We start from the raw sequence: 21030 nt of genomic DNA, 5'->3' as shown, positions 1-21030 counted from the left end.
GACAAGTTAACCTAGAAAACATTAATAATTATACACAATTGTGAAGAAATATTCAACTAAAATGCAAACATTTTGTATATCTTTATTTGATAGTATTAACCTGTATAATACCTATTTCTATATGGCAAAGCATACTACTACTATCTCTCTAAGATACCAAATAGCACAAAAAGTAAGAAGCTGGAGGTTAAAACAAAAATATACCCTGAAAGATTTAGCAGGCAAAGCAAACATAAACTATCATACACTGCTAAGATATGAGCAAGGAACATGTGGCATTCCAATTGAAAAGTTAAAAATATTAGCAGGGGCATTATCAATTCCTATTAGAAATCTATTTCCCAAACGAAAGGTGCTAAGAGAAAATAGCTGTTTTGATAAAGCTAAGGAACAAGCAATGTATAATCTAATGCAAGGATACATACAAATAGGAGAGCGAGAATTACGCAAGGTGGTTTATGCTTTGACCCAATCTATTCAAGCTGAAAAGGAAAGTAATATCAAAGCAGCAAGAATAAGAATTGCGAGGAATCTAGTTAAGGCTGGGTTTGATACTGAGATTATCTATCGAGCAACAGGCTTATCAACTGAAGAATATGCTGATAAAGAGAGATACGAGCCAAACGGAGGACAAGAGATAAAAAAGTGGAGAATAATTAGAGGCTATACTCAAGAAGAATTGGCAAAAAAGCTTAATATAGGACCCTCACAGATACATCACTATGAACAAGGTAGTGTCACCATTTTAAGTGAAAGGTTATGGGAAATAGCAAAAGAATTGTCAGTGGATGCTGAAGATCTAATAAAGGAATACAAAGAAAGTGATTGCAAAGATGGTGAAGGAGAAAATGAATTATTAAGTTTGGCAAGAGAATATAAAAAAATTGATAATCAAGAATCACGAGATGAACTGAATATATGGGTAGAATTTTTATTGCAAAGAAAGCAAATTTACAAAGAAAAGATTTACAAAACAGAGGAAATGAAAGTTGCAAATAATTTACTTCAGTTAGGCTTTTCTACTGATGTCATCTCCAAAATAGTGACAACTTTTTTAATTAGATAAAAGCAAGAGTATATTAATATCTTAACCTATTCATAAAAAAATAAGTAAAAAAGATTGAAAAATTGATTTGACTTCACTCGGAAGCTATGGCTCTATGCCAATGCTGATAAAAAACAGCAGTAAATAATTAAAAACAATTTGTTATTAACGAGGAGTATATTTTATGAATAATGGTAAAAAACTTACAGAAGAAATAGAGAGAGTACTACAAAGCGGAGGAGGAAGTGCTCTATTTGATCGTGAAATAGTGTCAGTGCTTTTAGGAGCAGTTCATGACAGAAAGCAAGCACAAGATGTTACTAAAACTCTAATGGATAATTGCCCAGGAATAGGAGAAATTTTAGGGCGAGAAATCGATGATCTGAAAATGATAGAAGGAATGACCGAACATGCAGCCGCAGCAATTGAATGTGTCAAGGAAGCTTATAAGAGAGCACTCAGAGAAGGGTTAAAGAGAGGACCTGTAATGGATAGCCAAGAAAAGCTGATAGAGTATGTAAGGGTAAACATAGGCTTTTCAGCAAAAGAAGCTGTCCTGATAATATACTTGGATAAACAGAACCGTTTGATAAGAGACGAAGTGTATTTTGGTACAATAGATGAAGTACACCTATCTGAAAGGAAAGTGGTAAAAAAGGCGTTATCAATGGAAGCAGCGTCAATAATATTATCCCATAATCATCCAGGAGGGAGTTTAGAACCATCAGAAGATGATAAGGTTATGACTAGAGAATTAGTGTCAGCATGTCAAGGAGTGGGAATTGAACTAGAGGATCACATTATTATGACAGACAAAGGATATTGCAGTTTTAAGGAAAGAGAGTTGTTATAAACCAAATTTCAATTGCTTGAGAAGTTTGGCTACACAATGCAATATAAAATCAAGTAGCAAAAAAACTTACTCAAGAATCTGGAGAGCAAGAACTGCACAATATAAAAGATCTTTGTATAGCTTGTATATTAAGTCGTGATTAAAGAATAAAATTCCCAAAAATCTATTCTTTTATTATAAATAGTTGCAGAATATACAAGATCTTTTTATAATTTGTGTATTCAGTTAATCATAAAGCAATAAATTGCTCTGTAGACTTGAATAACATGCTTAATAGGAGGCTATATGACTACTAAAAAAACAGTATCATTTGATGATACAGATGGAAATACTTATGAGTTAATCATTGATTCTAAAAAGTTACCAAAAGGACTATATAGTGCTATTAGGCGTACTAGCAAAAAAAATCAGCAGCTTATACTTGTAGACGAGACTGATCCGAAAATATTTGATGATAAAAGTAGGTTTGAGAATCCTGAAGGTGTGCCTTCCCCTAGCGATGTTTCTGGAAAATCAATCAATCTTGGAGAAGGACGCGAGGTTTATAACAAAAAATCTTCAAATCGTCAAAATCCGTTTATTCCAGCCTTAAGCAAGATAGAGCCAAGTGCAAGTGAAAATGCAGAATTAAGATGGTTTAAAAGTAGAGTAGTAAAGGCAAAAAGCGTAGACGAACTGAACAAAACTATAGATCAAGCACTAAGTACTGGAATAAGGATAAATGCGTATAGCGAAGGACAGAAGAGTTTTGCTGATACGGTGATATCGAAAATGCCTTTGATCAAATGCAAAGAAAATGAGAAGGAAGACATAATATGTGAATTGATGCTAAATGGAGCAATATTCAGTTACGATCTATTGCAGGATAAGGGAATAAGTGAAATGCATAACAAACTGTATCAAGAGATTCGTCCACAGATAGATGAGTGGCTTAAAGAATTGAGAGAAATCGGTGAAAGTGCTATTGAAAATGAAGGAATCATAGAAGACGTGGAAATGGATAATCAGACGTTTTTTATGAAATTTTCTGAGAATAGTAAGGTAAATATTGCAAGAGTATTGGAAGGTACAAAAAATTTAGGATTAACCACAGGAGAGGTAAAATTAGGAGGTGATGTTATAGAAATAGGAAATAGCAAGGTTGAAGTTAGAATTGGAAAAGAAGGTGCAAGGAATTACGTTGATGTGTCCGATAATAGTGCTTTTGAAATAACATTTCCTACAAGTATTGGTAGCCTAAAAATTGTAATATACCATAATGCAGAAAATGACCATGAGATAGAGGTCAGAGTAGCAGATAAAGAAATGTGGTCTGAATTACAAAAAAGAGAGGAAGTTATAGGAAAAGGCTGCCTTTTTGGAGGAATGACGGTCACAGAAGCAGTAGAAAAAGGAAATTTTCCTAGGGATGGCAAGTGGAGTAAAGATAAGGTTGAAAAGACAATTAGTAATAGCGAAACATTATCGTGGGTTGATAAGGTATGTGGAGGTAGTAAAGAAACTTCTCGGAAACTTTAAACGAAGGGAGGTTTTCTTCCCTTTTTACTTACAACCACAAAATTGCGAACTCTTTATAAGCTAAATTTAAGTTATAGTAAAATAACAGGTGTTTATTTCAGTAAAATTGTTACGATATGGCAAATATCTCTATAAGATATAAAATAGCACAAAAAGTAAGAAGCTGGAGGCTAAAACAAAAGTATACCCTAAAAGATTTAGTAGAGAAAACAGGCATAAAATATCATGCCTTGTTAAGATATGAGCAAGGAGCATGTAGCATTCCAACTAAAAAATTAAAAGTTATAGCAGAAGCATTATCAGTTCACGTTGGTAGCTTATTTCCTAGACAAAAAGTACTGAGAGAAAATTGTTCTTTTAACAAAGAATGGATGTACAACTTCATAGCAAAAATAAAGGGACAAGAGTCATGCAAGTTGATTCGCGATTTGACTGGGTTTATTCAAGCTGAAGAGGAAAATAATGTAAAAGCTGCAAGGGTAAGCATGGCCAAGAACTTAGCGAAAGTGGGGCTTGATAATGATATTATCTATCGAGCAACAGGCTTATCAACTGAAGAATATGATAATAAGGAGAAAAAAGGCTCTGAGCATTCAAACGAAGGACAAGAGATAAAAAAATGGAGAATAATAAGAGGATATACTCAAGAGGATTTAGCAAGAGAGCTAGATATAGGACCATCACAGATACATCACTATGAACAAGGTAGTGTTACTATTTTAAGCGAAAGATTATGGGAAATAGCAGAAAAGTTATCAGTTAATCCTGAAGATTTGATGAAGAAATATGAAGAAGATAATTATAAAGCAGAAAACGAGCTATTAAGTTGGGTGAGAGAGTCTAAAAAGATTGACAATCAAGAATCACGAGATGAACTGGATATATGGGTAGAATTTTTATCGCAAAGAAAGCAAATTTACAAAGAAAAGATTTATAAAGCAGAGGCAATAAAAGTTGCAAATAATTTACGTATGTTGGACGTTTCTATTGATGCTATTTCTAAGATAACAGATTTATCTATTGAGGAGCTTGAAAATTATGCTTTCAAAACTTAGCCTGGGTTAAAAACTGCAGTAGCTTACTGACTCATAAATAATACATTAAAATATCAATAAAATAGTTGTATATTTAATATATCTAAATTACTGAATGAAATTCTTGTGCTTCTGTACTTAATATATAATGTTCAAATAGATTGAAGTGAATTATAGCTTTTTTCACAATAATCCGAACGGACCGTAATATGCTACTGGCCTGCTATAGCCATAAACACATATCTTATCACATTCAGACTATTACAAGAAAGGCTATAACTAAATTAGGTACTAGAAATTTGCTTAATGTAATTCATTGGTATCACAAATGATTATCTTGAGTATGCCAATTTTTCTAAAAATATTGACGGTACTAAAAAAATAAGTTATCCTTTTAACAGATTTATTAAGAAGGTGTGTATGGTTAGTCATGAAAGGAAACATACAGTAGCATTTTGCATTTCAGCTATTGCGTTTTGTGTTGGCATCTCATTAATTGCAGCAGTACTTACAACAATAGCACCTTTAATTGCCATAATTGTTTCAACTATAATAGGGGCAATAACTATTTTGTCTGCTTGCCAAGCTATTGAAAGCTACTCAGTCATAAAAAATAGCAATAAGGTAACAAGTAGTTTGCATGAAATAAAAGAAGCTTTTACAGGAAAGGAAAGCGAGCTTTTTATTGAAAAGGTTTTTAACCATTTATGTGGATTTTTTAGTAGTGAAAAAGAAAGTAGTACACAAAGATAATAAGATTTCTCAACAAGGCAAATTTGCTTATTTTACTTTTCTGGTTCAACTAAAGCTTTAGATTTTACTTGATGTAAATTAAGATACAATGTCACAAAATTTATCGATTACTTTTTGATTGCCTTCTACCATTGCCTTTGCCTCTTGCTGAAGAGATTTGATATTTTTTGATGTAATATTATCCATGTCAGGTGATGCTATTTTCAATTGCGATTGTATGCGTATATATTTATCAGCTATAACTTGATCAAGTTGGTAATTTACTGCATCTAAACTTGAGGCAAACATTACGTTCAACAGAGGTTTTATCCAACCTATCTTTCCAAATCTCCTTGAATTAGCTATGCTTCTATCTGTCCTGCCAGTACCAATTGATAACAGTATAATCTCATCATTTGGAAATAACCTCTTACCACTTGCATATGCACAAGCCGCTGGATTATTGGCAAACACCCCACCATCCACTAATACCATTTCCTTTTGGTTGATTTTAAGATATTTAGGTGCAAAGTAAGTAGGTGCTGCAGTTGTAGCTCGTAATGCATCTTTCAATTTGATAAAATTTCTGTCTTCTCTCCAGCTCTTAAAAAAGAAAGGATAGTTGTTGTTAATATCATAACTTGTTATCAGTACCTTACTTAATGTATTTTTTAGAATATCCTCTCCAAAATATTTATCCAGTACAAATTCAATATTTTTATGTGGGTATTGTGCGCAATTAAGCCAAGAAAATATTGATCTTCTCAAAAATGAAGATTTAAAAATATATGCTCCGTACTTTTGGTAAAACTCAACTAGGTCGTTGGCTGAGTATTGGGGATTTCCTTGTTTATCTTTTTTACATAATCCTGCTATAACAATTCCACCGGTTGAGGTTCCTGCCATTAAGTGAAAGATTTCAGCTATCCTCTTTCTTGTTCTTTTTTCTATTTCTGCTAGAATGATGGCTGGTATTATGCCCCTTATGCCTCCGCCGTCAACTGAAAGGATGTATTTTTTCATGATTAGATATTTATTAATTCTGTTAACTTGCTCACTTTTATCAGGTTGTGTTTCTTGTCCAAGTACTACTGTATGTTTCACTCCTGGGGAAAATTGCACCAATCTAATAATTGATTCCGTAGAGCATGCTAAAGGGTCTGTGTTAGTTCAAGCATACCAATTTACTTCAAAGCCTATTGCTGAGTCCTTGATTCAAGCCAAAAAACGAGGTGTAGAAGTTAAGATAATTCTTGATAAGTCGCAAATTCATTCAAAATATAGTGTCATCAATGAGTTATTCGAGCAAGGTATTAAGATTTATATTGATTTCAAACCAGCAATCGCTCACAATAAAGTCATGATTATTGATAACCAAAAAATCATAACTGGGTCTTTCAATTTCTCTGACGCCGCACAGAAAAAAAACGCTGAGAATCTACTAATTATAACAGGAGATCCTCCATTAGTCGAGCAATACATCAAAAACTGGAAGGATCGTCAATCTCAATCTGATGCTTACACACCAAAAGTAGAAGAATCATTACTTTAAATCAGCTTTAAATTCGTCCAATTCCTCAGAGAGATTTTTTACCCGTTCCTCTAGACGATATACCGTAACGTTTAATCCGTTGTTCTGCTCTATAAATTTATCATGCATGTGAACCCGTAAATCTAGCTTGGCAAGCCACCAAATTGTTGCTACGGTCTGTATTAACATCGTTACAATTACTGTAATTGGGATTTTTTGCTTTTGCATAATGATTTAAAATGTGAATTTATTATGGATAGCTACTTTAGTAACTACTATTTTGATTTATGCTGTTCCTCTGCATTTGCAAGTAGCTTAATAATTTCTCTGTAAGGTTTATTTTTATCGTGTCGCGATGCCATTACAGCTATTTTTCTAGCTCCTTTTCCGTCGTTATCTTTTATGTTAGGATTCGCACCTTTTTCTAATAAGAATCTTACAATCCCTAAATGCCCTTCACCTGCAGCATGATGTAAAGCTGTCCTTTTAAAGGCATTTCTGTCGATTACATTTATATTTACTTTCTCTTCTAATATTAGAAATCTGATAATATCTAAACATCCTTTTCTTGCCGCACAATGTAACGCTGTTTCACTCAAGTTTGGAGCCATATCCTTTACTAAAAGTTTTACTATTTCTAAGTTGCAATTACTAGCAGCCGCTTGTAACGTTTTGTTATAATTATCCGTAGCTTTGGATTTTTGATAGCAATATGTAATAACAACACATACCATTAATATTATAAACCATACAAAATGTATTTTTTCTTTTTCATTACATTTCAGTTGACTCATATTCAGTAGTTTCTTTACATTGAATAGACTATATACTTATTTTTCCTTAACATTACTTACTCAAAGATGCTGATAACATAGTAAGGTAGCCTGAGCTATTTAGAGTATGCTCCGCTCTATTAACTATCCATTCACCATCTACCGTTTGGTTAAAGTCTATAAGATTAAGTTTAGCTTCTGCAAATAGCTCTGGATTACCAGGCATAGTTATATCTAAAGTTTCATTGTTACGCTTCAATTGTTTCAACTTGGCATTTGCTGCACTCAGCGCTGACTCTGCATTAGAGTAAAGTTCCAGCATAATATAACTTGGCTCGCTACTACCAACTGTTTCTTTAATAGTTTCGCCCTTTTCATAGCTGTGCCATTTTGCTACTACTGAATTATACTTATCACGTACGGTAAAATGCACTTTCCAATTAATTGTGTCTTGAGGTCTAATAGTCGTTGTTCCTAAAGCTTTTCCTGTGGCTGATTTTGCCATGTTTTTTGAAATAAATAATATGTACCCACCAGCTAATTTTGCCATTGCTTCACGCTCTGTTGCGATCTTTGTTAACAGACTTATATCACTTTCATCTACCTGATTAATGTGGGGTATTAATACATTCTTAAATTCCTCAGCAACTTTATATCCATATCCATGTTTTTGGGCTATTTTTTTTACTAAGTTTTCTATGGTAATTTGGTGCCATTCTTTTGATACCTTTGCTTTTAAAGATATTCTTAAATTTGTTGCATGAGCTTTTATTAGTAGAGTTTTAGGTGGACCCTGTATAGTCACTTCGTTGACTGTATATATACCCATTGGAAAGATTCCCGTTTCCTTATAACCTAATGCTATGTTCAATTCATTTGGAACTTCTACATTTTCATTGTCATAGTTAACACATATCTCTGCAACATCATCTATGGTACCAGATTCATCAGTAAGATGTACCGATATTACAGGATCTTTTATTCCTTCAATGCTAAATTCAGGTTTCATTTACTCCCACACTTTTAACTTCGATTTTTTTAATTGCTCTTGTATTATAGGTAACTTAATCTTTAATCCTGCAGGCAAAAAACTTCCATACTCCGCAAGTCCAGGATTTTCCTTCAATACTATTTCTACTGCTCCAGAGCTATGTCCATAGTGTTTAAAGCATATGTAATCCAACATTTCATTTTCTCGTGCTATATAATGTACTGTCATACATAACTCCTTAAACTTAAGCTAAATTCAACCTTTTTTGGTAATCCACAGGGAAAATACGACGTTTGCTTTTCTTCTAACCGCACAATAACAAATCTTCCCAAAACATTTCCTAAACTATCTACTAAGATACTTGGTTCCTGATTTTTCTCAGCTTCTTTCATACTTTTTAATCGATTAAAATCATTGAGATTATGGAAATAAATTACTCCTTCTAAGTCTATATTTTCTGTACCTTGGCCAATATTTTGTAATGAAGGTATTTTACCAATACACTCAATAGTACTCCAACGATTTTCTTTACTATACCTTACACTTGTTGGAGAAAGCTTATGTTGACCAAGTGATAGCATTAGTAAATCGGCTCTATTGAATCAAATAGAACGTCACGCGATTTTTCTCTTATTCTTTTTATCACTGCATCAGCAAGACTACGTACATCTTGGTTAGGTTCTGCTTTTATACTTATATTAAATGTAAAAGTTTGATTGAAAATTTTTTGTTCACACTTTTCACAGTCTTTTAAAACTTTCTCTGAATTATCTGCTACAGAACCTTTTTCTGTAATCACGCTAGCACTTTCAATATTCGTTCTACTATTCGAAATTCCACTAAAAGCATTATTATTCAATAAAGGATTTTCTTTACTAAAAACATTGTTTTCACTAGTTGCACTGCCTATTTTTGCTTCTACTGGTTTCTCTAATGCTTTTATTGGACTATCATTAAACAATTTTCCTACACCAATCCAATTCTCTATAGGTTTTGCAATTGATTTCCAGATACTTGAGAAAAAGTCCTTCACCTTTTGCCAATTAGCGATTACAAGCGCTGCACCAACTGATAATCCAGCAACGGCAGCTCCTATAGGATTGGTTAGCGTTAAAGCTTTCAGTCCCATGATCACTGCTGGAATTACTCGAGCTGATAACGAAGTTAATACTGGCAAAAGTGTTCCCTGCAAAATAGCCTTAAAAGTTAATATTCCACCTCCAGCCAATGCAAATGCATAACCAAAACCTACTACTGCAATCTTGCCAATAATAAGAGCTGAAATTATGCTCATAACTCCTGTAGTCAAAATTGGACACTTCTCTGCGAACCAAGCTATACCTGTAGATATAGACCTCAAAATCTTACTTATCCAATTTAAAGGAGGTAGCATAATTGACCCTAAGTTCATTCCTAGTTCTGCTATTGTATTTTTGAGTAGCTGCAAATTATTTGCTGTAGTCCTTGCGCGATTGTCAAATTCTTCTTGCATGGAATGTTTATACTTTTCTTTGTCAGCTACAAAAGCTATGGCATCTTCATATTTTTTTAGGCTTCCAACTATCAACGCAATATCATCTTGATATTCTTGACCAAAGAGATTGAGAAGGATTTGTGAACGTTCCTGTTTATCTACTTTCTCCAGGGTTTCAAAAAAATAAAGTAGTGCGTCTTGACCATTTTGAGCAATTTTTTGTGACATCTCTTCTGCAGTTATGCCTATGGATTCCAATGCTGCTTTAAATTCTTTGCCTTGCCCTTCAGCAGTTTGAAGTTTGCTAAGTAGAGCATTTATAGCAGTTGCAGCTTTTGCTGGTTGTTTACCTAAACTAACGAAGGCATTTACTAAACTACTTGTTTCCTTGATATCAAGACCAAATTGTTTTGCAGTACCACCAACTATTGCTAGAGCTTCAACCATATCTTTTGCTTTGGCAGCACTGTTATCTGACAAGTGGTTGATCACATTACCAACATGTTCCATTTCACTAACATCAATTCCATAAACGTTAGAAAGTTTAGCTATGGAATCACCAGCTTGTTCGGCAGACATGTCAAATGCTGTGGCCATTTTAGCTACTGTTGTGGTAAATCCAAGTAGCTTATTTTTGTCAATACCAAGTTGTCCACCACTTGCAGCTATTTGTGCTAACTCTGCAGCTGATAGCGGTATTTCACGGGATAATTTTTTTATATTCTCACTGAATTCGTTCATTTCTTCATCATACTGAAACTTTACAACTTTCTTAACATCAGCCATGGCAGATTCAAAGTCAATCGCAACTTTAATTGGTGCTGCAAGTGAAAGACCTAGTCCTATAGTCTCCATTACTTGTGATCTATAATGCGCTTTTTTTGCCAAAGCATTTTGCTGTTTTTGTATTACAGATCCTAATTTACTGTATTTTCCTTTAAGTACTTCAATAGATGAACCAAGTTTAGTTTGATCTCTCACTAATGATTTAATATCCTTTCCACTTTTCCTTACTTCTTCATTTAATGTGTGAAGTGCATCTCTCTTTTTAATATAAGCCTCTTTTGCCTTTGATGCCGATGCTTTCAATTTTTCAAATTCATTTTTCAGTGCTTTGCTTGGTTCTTTTTTTTCCTTCTTTTCTTTAGCAATTGCTGCAGCTGATTCTTTTGATTTCTTCTCCGCTTCCTTCCAATTCTTCATGGCTTCAAGGGCATCATGATTTAGTTGCTTAAATTTGGAAACAGATTTCATTGACGAATCAAGCTGCTTTATACTATCACCCAACTTAGAAAGCTTTGCTGCACTACCTGTCATTGCACTATTAAAACTGCCATCTAATGTTGCACCGATCTTTATTGAAAGCATTGACATTTTTTTGTTACTCCTTCACTTACTTCTAACCACTTTAGAAACTCTTTTATACTCATATTAATAATTTGCTCAATTCCACTTCCTGTTGTTGAGCTAAGTTTTAAAATATTGAATCTTAACTCCTCTGTTCCAGCGGCGACAAAAAACCTTTTAGCACCTTCTGTATTTCTACATAATCTTTAATACATAAATCTTCAACTACTTCTTTTGGTACGGATGCTAGATTAGCAATTAAAGCTACTTCTTTTAAAGCTTCGCCTTCTATGCGTTCTATAGCAAGTAAATCTCTTACTTTAGGTTCACGCATCGATAATTCTGAGACAGAAATCCCGTCAACTGTTATTGGGTTATTAAGTATTATAGTGTGCATTATCGCCTCCTTAAAAATAAAATTTCAAATATGTTTTTATATGCCTAAAACCGTCTGAAGTAGTGCCATTTGATCAACACCATTTATCTTTCTAACCATATTTTCAGCATCGATTTCTATCAGCTCATTACCGCCTATAGTAAGTTTATAGTAATGGGCAGCTACAGTACATTTCAGCGTTGCTTTCTCAGCAGGTTTCCAGCTACCAAAATCAAATTCTCTAAATACTCCTCTAAGGTTTATTACTACTGCTTCTATATCATTGCTACCACTGCCTTGCATACCACCACGAAGAGTTAAAGATACTGAATTTCCATTTATCAACCCAAATAGCCGAAATAGCTCTGTATCATATTCAGCAAAAGTAAACTCAGCTTCAAGCTTTTCCATGCCCATATCGATGTTTATTGGAATATCCATACCACCAGCACGATACTCTTCTGTTTTTATGGTAAGTTTTGGCAAGGTTATTTCATCTATTTTTCCTGCATAACCACGACCATCTACGAATACATTAAAATTCTTTAAAATCTTCGGTAACATCTCTTTCTCCCATTTTTATAATATTGTACCACTCACCAGGTGTGACCTGAAAGTAATCTGTTCTGCTGGATATGGTGGTGTAAATTCGAAATCAAAATATACTTTCCCGCTTGCAATATTTGCCGGTGTATTGAGTTCAGGTGTTGCATAACATTTTCCGCTAATAATAGCTCCTTGTGCTTTTAAATTGGCCAAATAAGAATTCACCCCCTCAATTACATCATCTATATAAGTTTTGGTGATATTGCGATCAACTGCCCATAAATGAGCTCGAAGTAAACTATCATTGATTAAATCTGCAGTCCTTCTCACTGACAGAAAAGCCCATTTTGAGTCATTTGAACATGTTCTATTTCCCCAAAGCCTATAGCCATTTTGATGAATTATCGTTGTTACTTCATTTTCATTCAAGTGGTTTGCTCTACAATTTGTATTACCGAGCGTAAAATCAATAGGCCTGCTTGTTCCAACAATACCATTTATCTCTTTGTTTGAAGGTGAATGCCAAAATCCTTGCTCACTATCTACTTTCGCTATTAAACCAGCTACAAATGGGCTTACTGGCAAAATTTCTTCTTTTCCTTCAATAAATACCTTAACCCAAGGATCAACTACGTAAACTCTTGAGCTGCCTACACTTTTTCTCCATTTTATTACTTCTTCATCATTGGTATTTGGACCATCTGCTACTATTATGCTTCTTAGCTTTTCTGCTACTCCTATCAAAGCTGCTACTACTGGGTTTTTAGATTCAGGCAATTGATGAGTAAATTGAGGAGCAATTAATATTCTTGGAGCAACATGAACTATACTTTCACTGTTGAGGAATGCCTCTATCCCTTGATACTCTCCAGTCTCTTTATCAACACCGCCAATTATATTCTTCAGCGTCTCTTCTTCTTTTAATTTTGGATCGCTGTTTTCACTCTCTTCAACTCTAATTACTATAACTGTTACACCAATCTGGGAAAATATTCCATTTACTGCAGAAGGTAAACTTCCACTCTTTCCAAGCTTTGCTGCTTCCTTCAAGCTTCCTGCAATTAACACTGGTTTATTCAGTGGAAATTTTTGCCCATCTGCTTCAGGTGCGGTACCAATTACACCTATCACTGATGATTTAGCTGTACGTACTGTTTTTGCCCCTGAGGTTACCTCTATAACATTTACTCCGTGTAAAAATTCTTCAGCCATTTCTTTGTATCTTTTGTTTAAAATCGTTTAGTAAGTTCTCTAGCTCATTTTTACTTTTGGCTTCTGCAATTTTCTTCTTGGTAATGTCTTCCAACTCTTCACATTTAATTATTTCTTTTACTGCTTTTTTTGCTTTTTCTTCAATTATTCTTGCCATTTCAATAACTGTAATACCACGGACTTTTGCTAATGGTTCTATAATTTCTTTATCCTTTTCATCCTGGTCTGCTAGAATGCTTTTTGCGGCTTTTTCTTGTATTTGATACGATTTAGACTTTTGATGAGATACTCCTGTGTATTGGTTAGTATAGTTATCATAATAAGCACGAAGATTAGAAAGTGCAGAAAACTTCGCATTTTGTAGTAACTCCAATTCAATATCTTCTTGACTCCGCTGAGCAATTTCTCCTCCTTCTGTTAACTGATAACTCTTTTGCCAGTCAAAATTCTTTGGCGCTTCATACCAATCATTTCCAATTGGCTTACTTTCAAGCGTTGTTGTTTCTACTTGTTTGTTATGTTCAAATCTAATATAAATTGGCATTGGTTTTCTCCGTTTTCTAGTATCAATTCCAAATTTTATGAGTGGCATCTAATCCTGGGCATTGCCAAGCTCTTAGCGTTCTCTCTACGTCCACCTCAAGTCCCGTGGTTAGAAAATTGCTGCGAAAATTATATATTCCCCACTGAATAAATTGACCATAGATTGTGCTATACGTGTGCTCACTTGCAAAGAACTCAGGTGTCTCACCAACTCTTTCACCTTCTGAGTGAAGATTAGATGACGTATAAAGTAACACTGCAACAGTTTTTCCTGCTGGAATGAGTATGTTACCTGATGCAATAAATTCAGGACTGTTAATTTCATGCTGGTAAATACGTGTCCAAGTAATTCTCGAAATCTCTGACTTCCTTGTATTAGTTTTATCAGGTGTACCTATAAATAATCCTGCTCCTCCATAATTAACTTCATCTTTATACCACATTGCAGATCCAACAAAGTTTAGAGTTTTACTTATATCTACATTGCTTGTGTTTTTTACGAATATTACTCCCAGTGCAGCATAAGGGTATTTCAGCATATTGAATTGCTCAGAAAATCCATCATACATAAATCTTGGGTATGATTCTCCATAGATAAATGTACCTTTGCTTCCCTCTAAAAAACTGAGTTGTCTTGGCCGATAAAAACTAACATAGCTTTCATATGTGTGAGTACCTGCTAGTAGTTGTAGCATATAGTCTGTTTTTGTTACATCACTACTCCACTGACCAAGCTCAGTTGTAAAAGTTCCGTGGCCAAAGTAATTATTTTTTCTACTTAGTACACCAAATAAAAAAGGTAATGCTCCAGGTTCAATCATATGACGATTTCTTACTTCTTTCATGATTGATGAGCCACTTGGTACATCATTAACAGTACGGAAGTTATTCACTAAACCTTTAAGACCATCTTTATGATCATTGCCAACACTGTTTATTGCTGCAATATTGGCATTCTTTCTCGTATCAAGTAGCGATAAATTTGTTGTTCCTTTTTCATCAATTCTCTTTAATAACTGCTTCTCTGATTCAGAGATCACTGCTAAAGAACTAGCTTTTTTATTATCCAGATCAGTTAAGTGTTTTTTTGCACTATCAAGAAGTTCTTTTAGCTTACCATCAGTCATCTGTACAATTTCAGAAACCGCACTTTTGTCGATTATTGATTCCAGTGCTTTAGCAAGATATGCTAATTGATCTGGAGTACTGTTTTCTGCTAAATCCTTAAGTCTTTTTTGTAGTGCATCAATTATTTCTTTTATTTTAGCCATTTGCACAATATCAGAAATAGCTTTTTTATCTGCTATCAATTCCAGCGATTTTGCAAGATATGCAAGTTGATCAGGTGTGCTGTTTGCTGCTAAATCCTTTATCCTTTGGTATATTGCTTCTTTCATTCCCAAAAATTCAAAAAAGTTTCAAATCTAAATCGTTTAAAATTATTTTTTAGTTGATTATGCTCATCTTCTCTTTCGGTAATATCTTCATCTATTTTCTCAATTGTGGTACGGATACGAACAACATCCTGCACAGCAATATTTTCTGGATGAGGCAAAGAATATCCTCTACTTGTTTTATCATCTGACATTCTGCTAAGTGATAATGATTCGTAGATTTTTGACTTTAGGGCGATAAACAACTGTTCCACTTAAAACCAATTTTATCCTTGTATCATTACCATTAAAATTTGATAGCACATGAGTTCTCTCTACCAAATTTTCTCCAATTGGTTTTCCTGATGTTAAATTTACTAATTGCCAATCCACGTTTTTTTGTACATATGCTTTAACATCTGCAGTGCCAGGTATTAGCGCATCATATGTTATGGTAATCTTAGTGTTAGCTCCTGCTGTAATACTTCTTGTAACATAATCTCCAGACTCTAAAAGATTACCTAGAACTAGCTGTAACCCAGGATATAGCACTGGACTTTTTTCTTTTGACCCTTTTAAATTTGCCTTTACTGTTAGCTTTCCAGATAGTCTTTCACGTAGTGCAAGTGGCAAATTATCAGACAAAAAATTTTCTTTTCCTTCTTCATCTGTTAAGATAAATTCCACATTGGTATCAAATGCTACTTTTTCGACGTTCGTCAAAACAATTAAATCTGAAGTATTGGTTGCTGTAACTTTTCCCAGATCAATAACGTGAGAATTTTCGCTAAATTTTGCAGCTAGTAGTCGAAACGTTAAATCTAAATTTTGATGTGGAGTCCAGGTACTTGCATTGCTTGATGACAGTAATACTCCTACTTGATATGGTTGACTCGTTACCCAACGGCTATTTACTGCATCATACTTACCAAGTTCTGCTATTTTTACTGCAGTACCCGAATCATCAGTAAGTAGTACTATTGCATACTCCTCTCCTGCATGGCAAAACACTGGTGACCACTCTATACGTGTTGCTGTGCCATCTATCTTTATATCTTTTGGCTCAATATAGCTTTCAGCAATGACAGTTTGCGAGGGCACTCCCACTGCTGTTTCTCTAATCTGCACAACAACACGTTTTTTGCCTTTATTTACAAACCATAGTTCCACGCCTCCTATGTGCCTACTTTCATTTAGAGTAAATGTTTGGGCTAAAGGATCAACTCTTCTTGCTGCGATAACTCTTCTTCTTTCCTCTATGGTAATTGTTTTTTTACCAGTATAAGTTGCTTCTCCATAACTGCCTTTATCACCGTAAAACTGTACTAATTTAGTACCTGCTGGAATGTTTTCTGGCACTTTCACCTTTCCCTTTAATTTTCCCTGGTTGTTAGCTGTGAGCATATTTTTACCTCTTACGCAGTAGGCTGAATGAAGATACCATCGAACTTCACCTCCTTGAGCTTTTCATTTGGCTCAAAACCTTCGATCTCAAAATTCTGTACTGCTTCTCGCATAAATTCAGTTTCATAAGAATTACTTGACAATAGCTCTGTTGTTTCTCTAGTATTAAACACTCTAGTTACTGGACTTTTCCAATTCGTGGTAACCTCTGTCCAGTGGTCAATGTTTTTATTTAGAGTAATTTGTGCCGGGACTGGATCAAAAGCTTGATATGGATTGATCTTTTCTCCTTTGGTCTGTAAAAGCTGCTCCAGTACCGGTTCAAGTTTATAAGGCAAAAGATATCTTTCCCCACCTTTTTCAATATCTGCAACTTCTACATCTATTGGCAGAACTAGCTCTCTATTTACTATTGCTGCAGACTGCGAAATTCCTTGATCACGCATATCATCATCAAAGAATGAATCAACAAATACTCCTTTTTTGGTGGTAGGTTCTCTTGAATTTGCATCATTGCGTAGACGTTCCTCTGCAACCAGCGCATAAAGATCATTTATTCCTTTTTTCATTGCTTCAAGCTCATTCATCGGTACAGCATGAATAGCATTATTCACTATTTTTACCCCTTCTTTTTCTCCGTTTTTCCACGTCTGATGAATGTAGCAGAGCAAAAGTTGTCCGCTAGGTGCTTTAGGCATTGATGGTCGCCAAGGGTGAGCTATACCTTTTATTCTCCTTACTACTCCTTTGCTATCGATAGTAATTAAATCATAGCGGGGCATTTTCCAGGTGTAATCAACCAGAACCAAGCTGTTATCAACGGCACCTCTTACTTTACATCCCTGTTCACTTATATCTTCAGGGCTTACATGAGTACGACAGCGGTAAGTTATTTGATAACTACTTCCAGGAGCTGGCTCTTTACCAGGTAATGACCAATCGACGTTTCCTGCGTTTAATTTGTAATCTATACTATTTTCATAAATAACATTGCCTTGTTTAACTTGAATAATCTCAAGTACCGCAGAGTCAGGTATTGGATCAACAGCTCCTGAGTATGAACCATGAGTAATGGTAATGGTTTTTTGAACAGTTATATCTACTTTTTTAATTTCATTTATTGGAAAATCATTAACTTTGAGTTCCATTACTCTTTGGCTATTTGGCTGAAAAGTATGCGGTTCTGATTCAACTGATTTTATATCCGGATCTTCATCAAAAGAAACACGAATACTGTGAGGAAGTTCAATCTCATAGCCATCAACATGAGCTTTGCCCTCATTAATCACAAATATTTTTTTTTTCCCCTTTTCGTCCCCTTCTTCTCTCTGCAAACAAATTACTTCTAGACCGTTTACTACGTAAGATCCATTTGCTTCTTTATCATAACGAGCAAGAGCTGTAGTTACTATGTTTGCTTGTGGTGGCGGTGAATGTTCTATTAATACTCCATTTTCAATGTTATAAATTGGATAAAATTCTCCTTCAGAAAAACGTGGAGAAAGACCTTCTGCTTGATAACCCCAAATGGTAGAAACTTTAAGCCTTGCAGCTCCTACTTCCTGATAGTTTCTTGTACCAACAGCAGGATCACGAAGATTTGCGTCCTCAAGTTCTGTAATGGTAGATTCTACATAATAAACACCTATGCGAACTATAGTACTCAGTGGAATAACAAACTCTTCTTTTTCGACTTTTCTAACTGCTCCACGAAGATAGATTTTTCCTCTTTCAAGTGTAACTTTACCAGTTTCTCTATCTATAATACAATTACTTCCTGTTACAACATCACCATCACGAAATATTGCATCTCCTATGCCTTTAAGCTTAGAAAGAGCATACTCCTGAGTTTCATTTAATTCTGCAGACTGTAAACCTCTTCCTGCCAGGAACAAGCTTTTTTCGTATTCTTTGTCAGGATTAAAACGGTTATAATAGGCGTTTAAAGTCATTTTGTTTCAAAAAGTTACAACAAATGAAAAAGTTTCCCGAGTTGCAGATGTTCTGATAAGTGGTACGGTATGTTCCAAAACCAATAAAATCCCATGGTCTTCTATATCTTGAGGTTCAAAATATCTCTGTCCTTCAGGTAATTCTTTTTTTACTTTAGTACCAACCATAACCCCTAGCTCTCTGATTACTCGATTTGCTGCATCCGTGAAATCGAAAGTGAATTTGAGAAAAAGATTATTGGTTGGTACATCAGAAGGCCTAAACCTTCCAGAAGGAGTTATAAGTTCGCCGTTTTCATCACCTGTGCAGAATAGCACTTCATCTGCAGTACGTCTGCCAAGTTCATTCAAGAGCTTTATAGAATTTATAGGTTCAGGTGGTGTGCTTTCAGTATACTCTACAGTAACTTTATCACTTACTATAATAGAGCTATTTTCCGTACGTTTAATTACACCAGTACTGCTATCAACTGTATAGTCAATACTTGGCTGATAAATTGTTTGTCCTGTAAAAACCCTTACATCTTTAATAGTATGGTGATCTAGAGCTATTTCATCCTCAACAAAAACTTTTTCGACTTGATGACTACTTTCCCAATTGGCATCACCACTGCCCCAAGCAAGATGTATAGGCTGTTCTTTTATACTTGCCGCTATTGCTGCTCTTCCTGACTGTGTGAGTATTGACATGTTTGCCCCTCTTACTATATATATACCGGATTTCTCACAGGTTTTTCCGGAAAAAATGAAAATTTTTTTTGAAGTGCATTTCTATGCTTAAATATTCTTTTATCTTAAGAAACCAGAACTACTTTTTTCTTTTGAGAATATCGAAACAATGCTTTTTGACATATTGAAAATCAAAGCTCACAAACAGTTTCAAAAGACTCTGCATTTTATCGCTTCTTCTTTCAGCTTTACGTTTTTTCCTACTGCATCTTTCATAGCCCTCTCAATGGCAGCAATCCATATTCGTCATACCTCAAAACGGAACAACCCAATCATTTTCAACATTTTTATTTTGCTCTGGGGTAATAACAGTAGCAATCTTGTTTTTTTCTCCATACCGATCAGCTTCAATACCAACTTTTGCAGTAAACTCTAATCCGTTAAAATCAGCTATAGAGTTGATTTTTCTAGCAATAACTGCTTTCTCTGAAGTGTCATGTGCATGAATATTTCGTGCTGACTCCAAAATACTTCTAAGCATGGAACGACCAGATTCTCCCCAAGTATCTTCTCCTTCAACGCTTGCTTTGCCACTTTTAATACCAATTACTTGAAAAATCTTACGTTTTGCATATTGACCTTCAGTGACGGTAAATTCAGCGTTTAAATAGATGCTGCCGGTAGCATAGCTTTTAGTGAACCAATTTTCATAACCTCCAGGCTTTATTGCCATTTTTACCTTGACTATTGTACCTTTTGGTATTAAATTGCTCTGCAGTTTTGCGTTATTAAAATCAGTTAAAAAATCTGATAACATATTGTCCTCCTATAAATTAAGTGAAAAAAAGAATCAACTCCATTGGTCTACAACCTTCCAACGACCATTTATCTTATCGACAAGCTTGCTTGCCACACGTTCACCATTTCGCAGCTCAAACACTATTTGACGGGTAGTGCTTTCTTCATCATGAGCAAACATCACCATGCCAGTGCTATAAAATCCACGTAAAGATCCAGCACCGCTTAGGCCTTGAAATGGATCTTCTTCCAGCATCTTTTTGGACAGTTTTTTTGTGTGGTGAGTGAGTATTATGCCCGAATCTGGATTGATAACATTTCTCAGTCTTTCAAGCGTTTTTTGCAAAAAGAATAGCATAGCGCTGTTGTCATTTTCATTACCATATTCACTTGAGTTGAAGATGTTGCGAAGAGGATCGATGGCAATAATATCAGGTTTGAAACGCTCTTTGACAACATTTTTAATTTCATCTATTTCTTCACTGCTAAATGATAATTGCACTCTTGGCGTGATAATTAAGTTATTGGCAGCTATGTCCAAAAGCTCTTTATTCAGTTGAAGTTGTTGCAACCGTTCTTTCATATATTCATACTCAATTTCAGTTTGCATGTAGAAGATTTTCAAAGGTCTATTTGGTGTCATACCGAGAAATGATCTACCAGCAGCCATGTAAACAAGCCAAGAGATCAAAAAGTCACTTTTGCCGATTTTAGGTGGGCCACCCAGCACCAATAGACCTCTTTTTGTTAAAATCCTTGGTGAAATTATATCTTCTGGTATTGGCGATTGATCACTTAAATATTCCTTTACGCTATAAAAAGGGATTTTTTGACCGATGTTGAAAAAGCTTTGTTCCAT

General features: G+C 34.8%; 24 protein-coding genes. 6 read left to right on the top strand and 18 right to left on the bottom strand.

Going from position 1 to position 21030, the window contains the following annotated elements:
• The first annotated feature begins 40 nt into the window (after window positions 1-40).
• From wmk (OPR30_RS03615) to OPR30_RS03595, 5 genes are all read left to right on the top strand, one after another.
• Window positions 41-1066: a WO male-killing family protein Wmk gene (gene wmk, locus OPR30_RS03615; RefSeq protein ID WP_265030412.1), complete on the top strand. Its 1026-nt coding sequence runs from the start codon at window positions 41-43 to the stop codon at window positions 1064-1066.
• A 163-nt stretch (window positions 1067-1229) separates the two neighbouring features.
• Window positions 1230-1898, top strand: coding sequence for a JAB domain-containing protein (locus tag OPR30_RS03610; protein ID WP_007301901.1), 669 nt, complete (start codon window positions 1230-1232; stop codon window positions 1896-1898).
• 285 nt (window positions 1899-2183) lie between these two features.
• Window positions 2184-3416 carry a hypothetical protein gene (locus tag OPR30_RS03605; RefSeq protein WP_265030411.1) on the top strand — a complete coding sequence of 411 codons (1233 nt, stop codon included), beginning with the start codon at window positions 2184-2186 and terminating at the stop codon, window positions 3414-3416.
• A 116-nt stretch (window positions 3417-3532) separates the two neighbouring features.
• A complete protein-coding gene (gene wmk / locus OPR30_RS03600; protein WP_265030410.1) occupies window positions 3533-4471 on the top strand; it encodes a WO male-killing family protein Wmk in 939 nt (312 codons plus the stop codon).
• 399 nt (window positions 4472-4870) lie between these two features.
• Window positions 4871-5203 (top strand): WD_0736 family protein, encoded by a 333-nt coding sequence (locus tag OPR30_RS03595; protein WP_007301898.1) that lies wholly within the window; start codon window positions 4871-4873, stop codon window positions 5201-5203.
• A gap of 78 nt (window positions 5204-5281) precedes the next feature.
• On the opposite strand, the gene OPR30_RS03590 is transcribed toward OPR30_RS03595, so the two are convergent.
• A complete protein-coding gene (locus OPR30_RS03590; RefSeq protein WP_007301897.1) occupies window positions 5282-6205 on the bottom strand; it encodes a patatin-like phospholipase family protein in 924 nt (307 codons plus the stop codon).
• On the opposite strand from OPR30_RS03590, the gene OPR30_RS03585 reads away from it, so the two are divergent.
• On the top strand, window positions 6204-6734 hold the full coding sequence (locus OPR30_RS03585; RefSeq protein ID WP_038227336.1) for a phospholipase D family nuclease: 531 nt from the start codon (window positions 6204-6206) through the stop codon (window positions 6732-6734). The two genes, OPR30_RS03590 and OPR30_RS03585, sit on opposite strands and share 2 nt — an antisense overlap.
• Here the strand turns inward: OPR30_RS03585 and OPR30_RS03580 are convergent.
• From OPR30_RS03580 to OPR30_RS03500, 17 genes are all read right to left on the bottom strand, one after another.
• Complete coding sequence (locus tag OPR30_RS03580) at window positions 6726-6941, bottom strand: hypothetical protein (RefSeq protein WP_012481836.1); 216 nt, start codon at window positions 6939-6941, stop codon at window positions 6726-6728. The two genes, OPR30_RS03585 and OPR30_RS03580, sit on opposite strands and share 9 nt — an antisense overlap.
• A gap of 47 nt (window positions 6942-6988) precedes the next feature.
• Window positions 6989-7507, bottom strand: coding sequence for an ankyrin repeat domain-containing protein (locus OPR30_RS03575; protein WP_007302856.1), 519 nt, complete (start codon window positions 7505-7507; stop codon window positions 6989-6991).
• 52 nt (window positions 7508-7559) lie between these two features.
• Window positions 7560-8495: a phage late control D family protein gene (locus OPR30_RS03570; protein ID WP_265030409.1), complete on the bottom strand. Its 936-nt coding sequence runs from the start codon at window positions 8493-8495 to the stop codon at window positions 7560-7562.
• Window positions 8496-8705: a tail protein X gene (locus tag OPR30_RS03565; RefSeq protein ID WP_264704344.1), complete on the bottom strand. Its 210-nt coding sequence runs from the start codon at window positions 8703-8705 to the stop codon at window positions 8496-8498.
• Window positions 8702-9058, bottom strand: coding sequence for a phage tail protein (locus OPR30_RS03560; protein WP_265030408.1), 357 nt, complete (start codon window positions 9056-9058; stop codon window positions 8702-8704). The genes OPR30_RS03565 and OPR30_RS03560 overlap by 4 nt, the downstream gene beginning before the upstream one ends.
• The gene (locus OPR30_RS03555; RefSeq protein ID WP_265030407.1) at window positions 9058-11325 is read right to left on the bottom strand and encodes a phage tail tape measure protein; all 2268 of its coding nucleotides are present in this window, start codon (window positions 11323-11325) and stop codon (window positions 9058-9060) included. Before OPR30_RS03555 ends, OPR30_RS03560 begins: the two co-directional genes overlap by 1 nt.
• A gap of 115 nt (window positions 11326-11440) precedes the next feature.
• Window positions 11441-11695, bottom strand: coding sequence for a phage tail assembly protein (locus OPR30_RS03550; protein ID WP_007301890.1), 255 nt, complete (start codon window positions 11693-11695; stop codon window positions 11441-11443).
• Window positions 11696-11731: 36 nt separating this feature from the next.
• Window positions 11732-12238, bottom strand: coding sequence for a phage major tail tube protein (locus tag OPR30_RS03545; protein ID WP_007301889.1), 507 nt, complete (start codon window positions 12236-12238; stop codon window positions 11732-11734).
• Between the two features lie 15 nt (window positions 12239-12253).
• Window positions 12254-13432: a phage tail sheath subtilisin-like domain-containing protein gene (locus OPR30_RS03540; RefSeq protein ID WP_007301888.1), complete on the bottom strand. Its 1179-nt coding sequence runs from the start codon at window positions 13430-13432 to the stop codon at window positions 12254-12256.
• Window positions 13425-13976: a hypothetical protein gene (locus tag OPR30_RS03535; protein ID WP_012481833.1), complete on the bottom strand. Its 552-nt coding sequence runs from the start codon at window positions 13974-13976 to the stop codon at window positions 13425-13427. Before OPR30_RS03535 ends, OPR30_RS03540 begins: the two co-directional genes overlap by 8 nt.
• A gap of 22 nt (window positions 13977-13998) precedes the next feature.
• Window positions 13999-15372: a hypothetical protein gene (locus OPR30_RS03530; RefSeq protein ID WP_265030406.1), complete on the bottom strand. Its 1374-nt coding sequence runs from the start codon at window positions 15370-15372 to the stop codon at window positions 13999-14001.
• Window positions 15369-15563, bottom strand: coding sequence for a hypothetical protein (locus OPR30_RS03525; RefSeq protein WP_007301885.1), 195 nt, complete (start codon window positions 15561-15563; stop codon window positions 15369-15371). The genes OPR30_RS03530 and OPR30_RS03525 overlap by 4 nt, the downstream gene beginning before the upstream one ends.
• 4 nt (window positions 15564-15567) lie before the next feature.
• A complete protein-coding gene (locus tag OPR30_RS03520; RefSeq protein ID WP_265030405.1) occupies window positions 15568-16752 on the bottom strand; it encodes a hypothetical protein in 1185 nt (394 codons plus the stop codon).
• A gap of 11 nt (window positions 16753-16763) precedes the next feature.
• A complete protein-coding gene (locus tag OPR30_RS03515) occupies window positions 16764-18704 on the bottom strand; it encodes a DUF4815 domain-containing protein (RefSeq protein ID WP_265030404.1) in 1941 nt (646 codons plus the stop codon).
• A 6-nt stretch (window positions 18705-18710) separates the two neighbouring features.
• The gene (locus tag OPR30_RS03510) at window positions 18711-19394 is read right to left on the bottom strand and encodes a hypothetical protein (RefSeq protein WP_265030402.1); all 684 of its coding nucleotides are present in this window, start codon (window positions 19392-19394) and stop codon (window positions 18711-18713) included.
• 292 nt (window positions 19395-19686) lie between these two features.
• Window positions 19687-20190, bottom strand: a complete 504-nt coding sequence (locus OPR30_RS03505) for a hypothetical protein (RefSeq protein WP_265017154.1) — start codon at window positions 20188-20190, stop codon at window positions 19687-19689.
• Window positions 20191-20223: 33 nt separating this feature from the next.
• The gene (locus OPR30_RS03500) at window positions 20224-21030 is read right to left on the bottom strand and encodes a helicase RepA family protein (protein ID WP_264685433.1); all 807 of its coding nucleotides are present in this window, start codon (window positions 21028-21030) and stop codon (window positions 20224-20226) included.

This window comes from Wolbachia endosymbiont (group B) of Athalia cordata (genome assembly GCF_947251845.1).
Lineage (GTDB): Bacteria > Pseudomonadota > Alphaproteobacteria > Rickettsiales > Anaplasmataceae > Wolbachia.
This window is presented reverse-complemented; position numbering and strand designations above follow the sequence as displayed.

Bases quoted from the DNA above. Each gene is read 5' to 3' on its own strand.
- OPR30_RS03610 (WP_007301901.1), top strand. From the start codon at position 1,230: ATGAATAATGGTAAAAAACTTACAGAAGAAATAGAGAGAGTACTACAA.
- OPR30_RS03605 (WP_265030411.1), top strand. From the start codon at position 2,184: ATGACTACTAAAAAAACAGTATCATTTGATGATACAGATGGAAATACT.
- wmk (WP_265030410.1), top strand. From the start codon at position 3,533: ATGGCAAATATCTCTATAAGATATAAAATAGCACAAAAAGTAAGAAGC.
- OPR30_RS03595 (WP_007301898.1), top strand. From the start codon at position 4,871: ATGGTTAGTCATGAAAGGAAACATACAGTAGCATTTTGCATTTCAGCT.
- OPR30_RS03585 (WP_038227336.1), top strand. From the start codon at position 6,204: ATGATTAGATATTTATTAATTCTGTTAACTTGCTCACTTTTATCAGGT.
- OPR30_RS03590 (WP_007301897.1), bottom strand. From the start codon at position 6,205: ATGAAAAAATACATCCTTTCAGTTGACGGCGGAGGCATAAGGGGCATA.
- OPR30_RS03580 (WP_012481836.1), bottom strand. From the start codon at position 6,941: ATGCAAAAGCAAAAAATCCCAATTACAGTAATTGTAACGATGTTAATA.
- OPR30_RS03575 (WP_007302856.1), bottom strand. From the start codon at position 7,507: ATGAGTCAACTGAAATGTAATGAAAAAGAAAAAATACATTTTGTATGG.
- OPR30_RS03570 (WP_265030409.1), bottom strand. From the start codon at position 8,495: ATGAAACCTGAATTTAGCATTGAAGGAATAAAAGATCCTGTAATATCG.
- OPR30_RS03565 (WP_264704344.1), bottom strand. From the start codon at position 8,705: ATGACAGTACATTATATAGCACGAGAAAATGAAATGTTGGATTACATA.
- OPR30_RS03560 (WP_265030408.1), bottom strand. From the start codon at position 9,058: ATGCTATCACTTGGTCAACATAAGCTTTCTCCAACAAGTGTAAGGTAT.
- OPR30_RS03555 (WP_265030407.1), bottom strand. From the start codon at position 11,325: ATGTCAATGCTTTCAATAAAGATCGGTGCAACATTAGATGGCAGTTTT.
- OPR30_RS03550 (WP_007301890.1), bottom strand. From the start codon at position 11,695: ATGCACACTATAATACTTAATAACCCAATAACAGTTGACGGGATTTCT.
- OPR30_RS03545 (WP_007301889.1), bottom strand. From the start codon at position 12,238: ATGTTACCGAAGATTTTAAAGAATTTTAATGTATTCGTAGATGGTCGT.
- OPR30_RS03540 (WP_007301888.1), bottom strand. From the start codon at position 13,432: ATGGCTGAAGAATTTTTACACGGAGTAAATGTTATAGAGGTAACCTCA.
- OPR30_RS03535 (WP_012481833.1), bottom strand. From the start codon at position 13,976: ATGCCAATTTATATTAGATTTGAACATAACAAACAAGTAGAAACAACA.
- OPR30_RS03530 (WP_265030406.1), bottom strand. From the start codon at position 15,372: ATGAAAGAAGCAATATACCAAAGGATAAAGGATTTAGCAGCAAACAGC.
- OPR30_RS03525 (WP_007301885.1), bottom strand. From the start codon at position 15,563: ATGTCAGATGATAAAACAAGTAGAGGATATTCTTTGCCTCATCCAGAA.
- OPR30_RS03520 (WP_265030405.1), bottom strand. From the start codon at position 16,752: ATGCTCACAGCTAACAACCAGGGAAAATTAAAGGGAAAGGTGAAAGTG.
- OPR30_RS03515 (WP_265030404.1), bottom strand. From the start codon at position 18,704: ATGACTTTAAACGCCTATTATAACCGTTTTAATCCTGACAAAGAATAC.
- OPR30_RS03510 (WP_265030402.1), bottom strand. From the start codon at position 19,394: ATGTCAATACTCACACAGTCAGGAAGAGCAGCAATAGCGGCAAGTATA.
- OPR30_RS03505 (WP_265017154.1), bottom strand. From the start codon at position 20,190: ATGTTATCAGATTTTTTAACTGATTTTAATAACGCAAAACTGCAGAGC.
- OPR30_RS03500 (WP_264685433.1), bottom strand. From the start codon at position 21,030: ATGGAACAAAGCTTTTTCAACATCGGTCAAAAAATCCCTTTTTATAGC.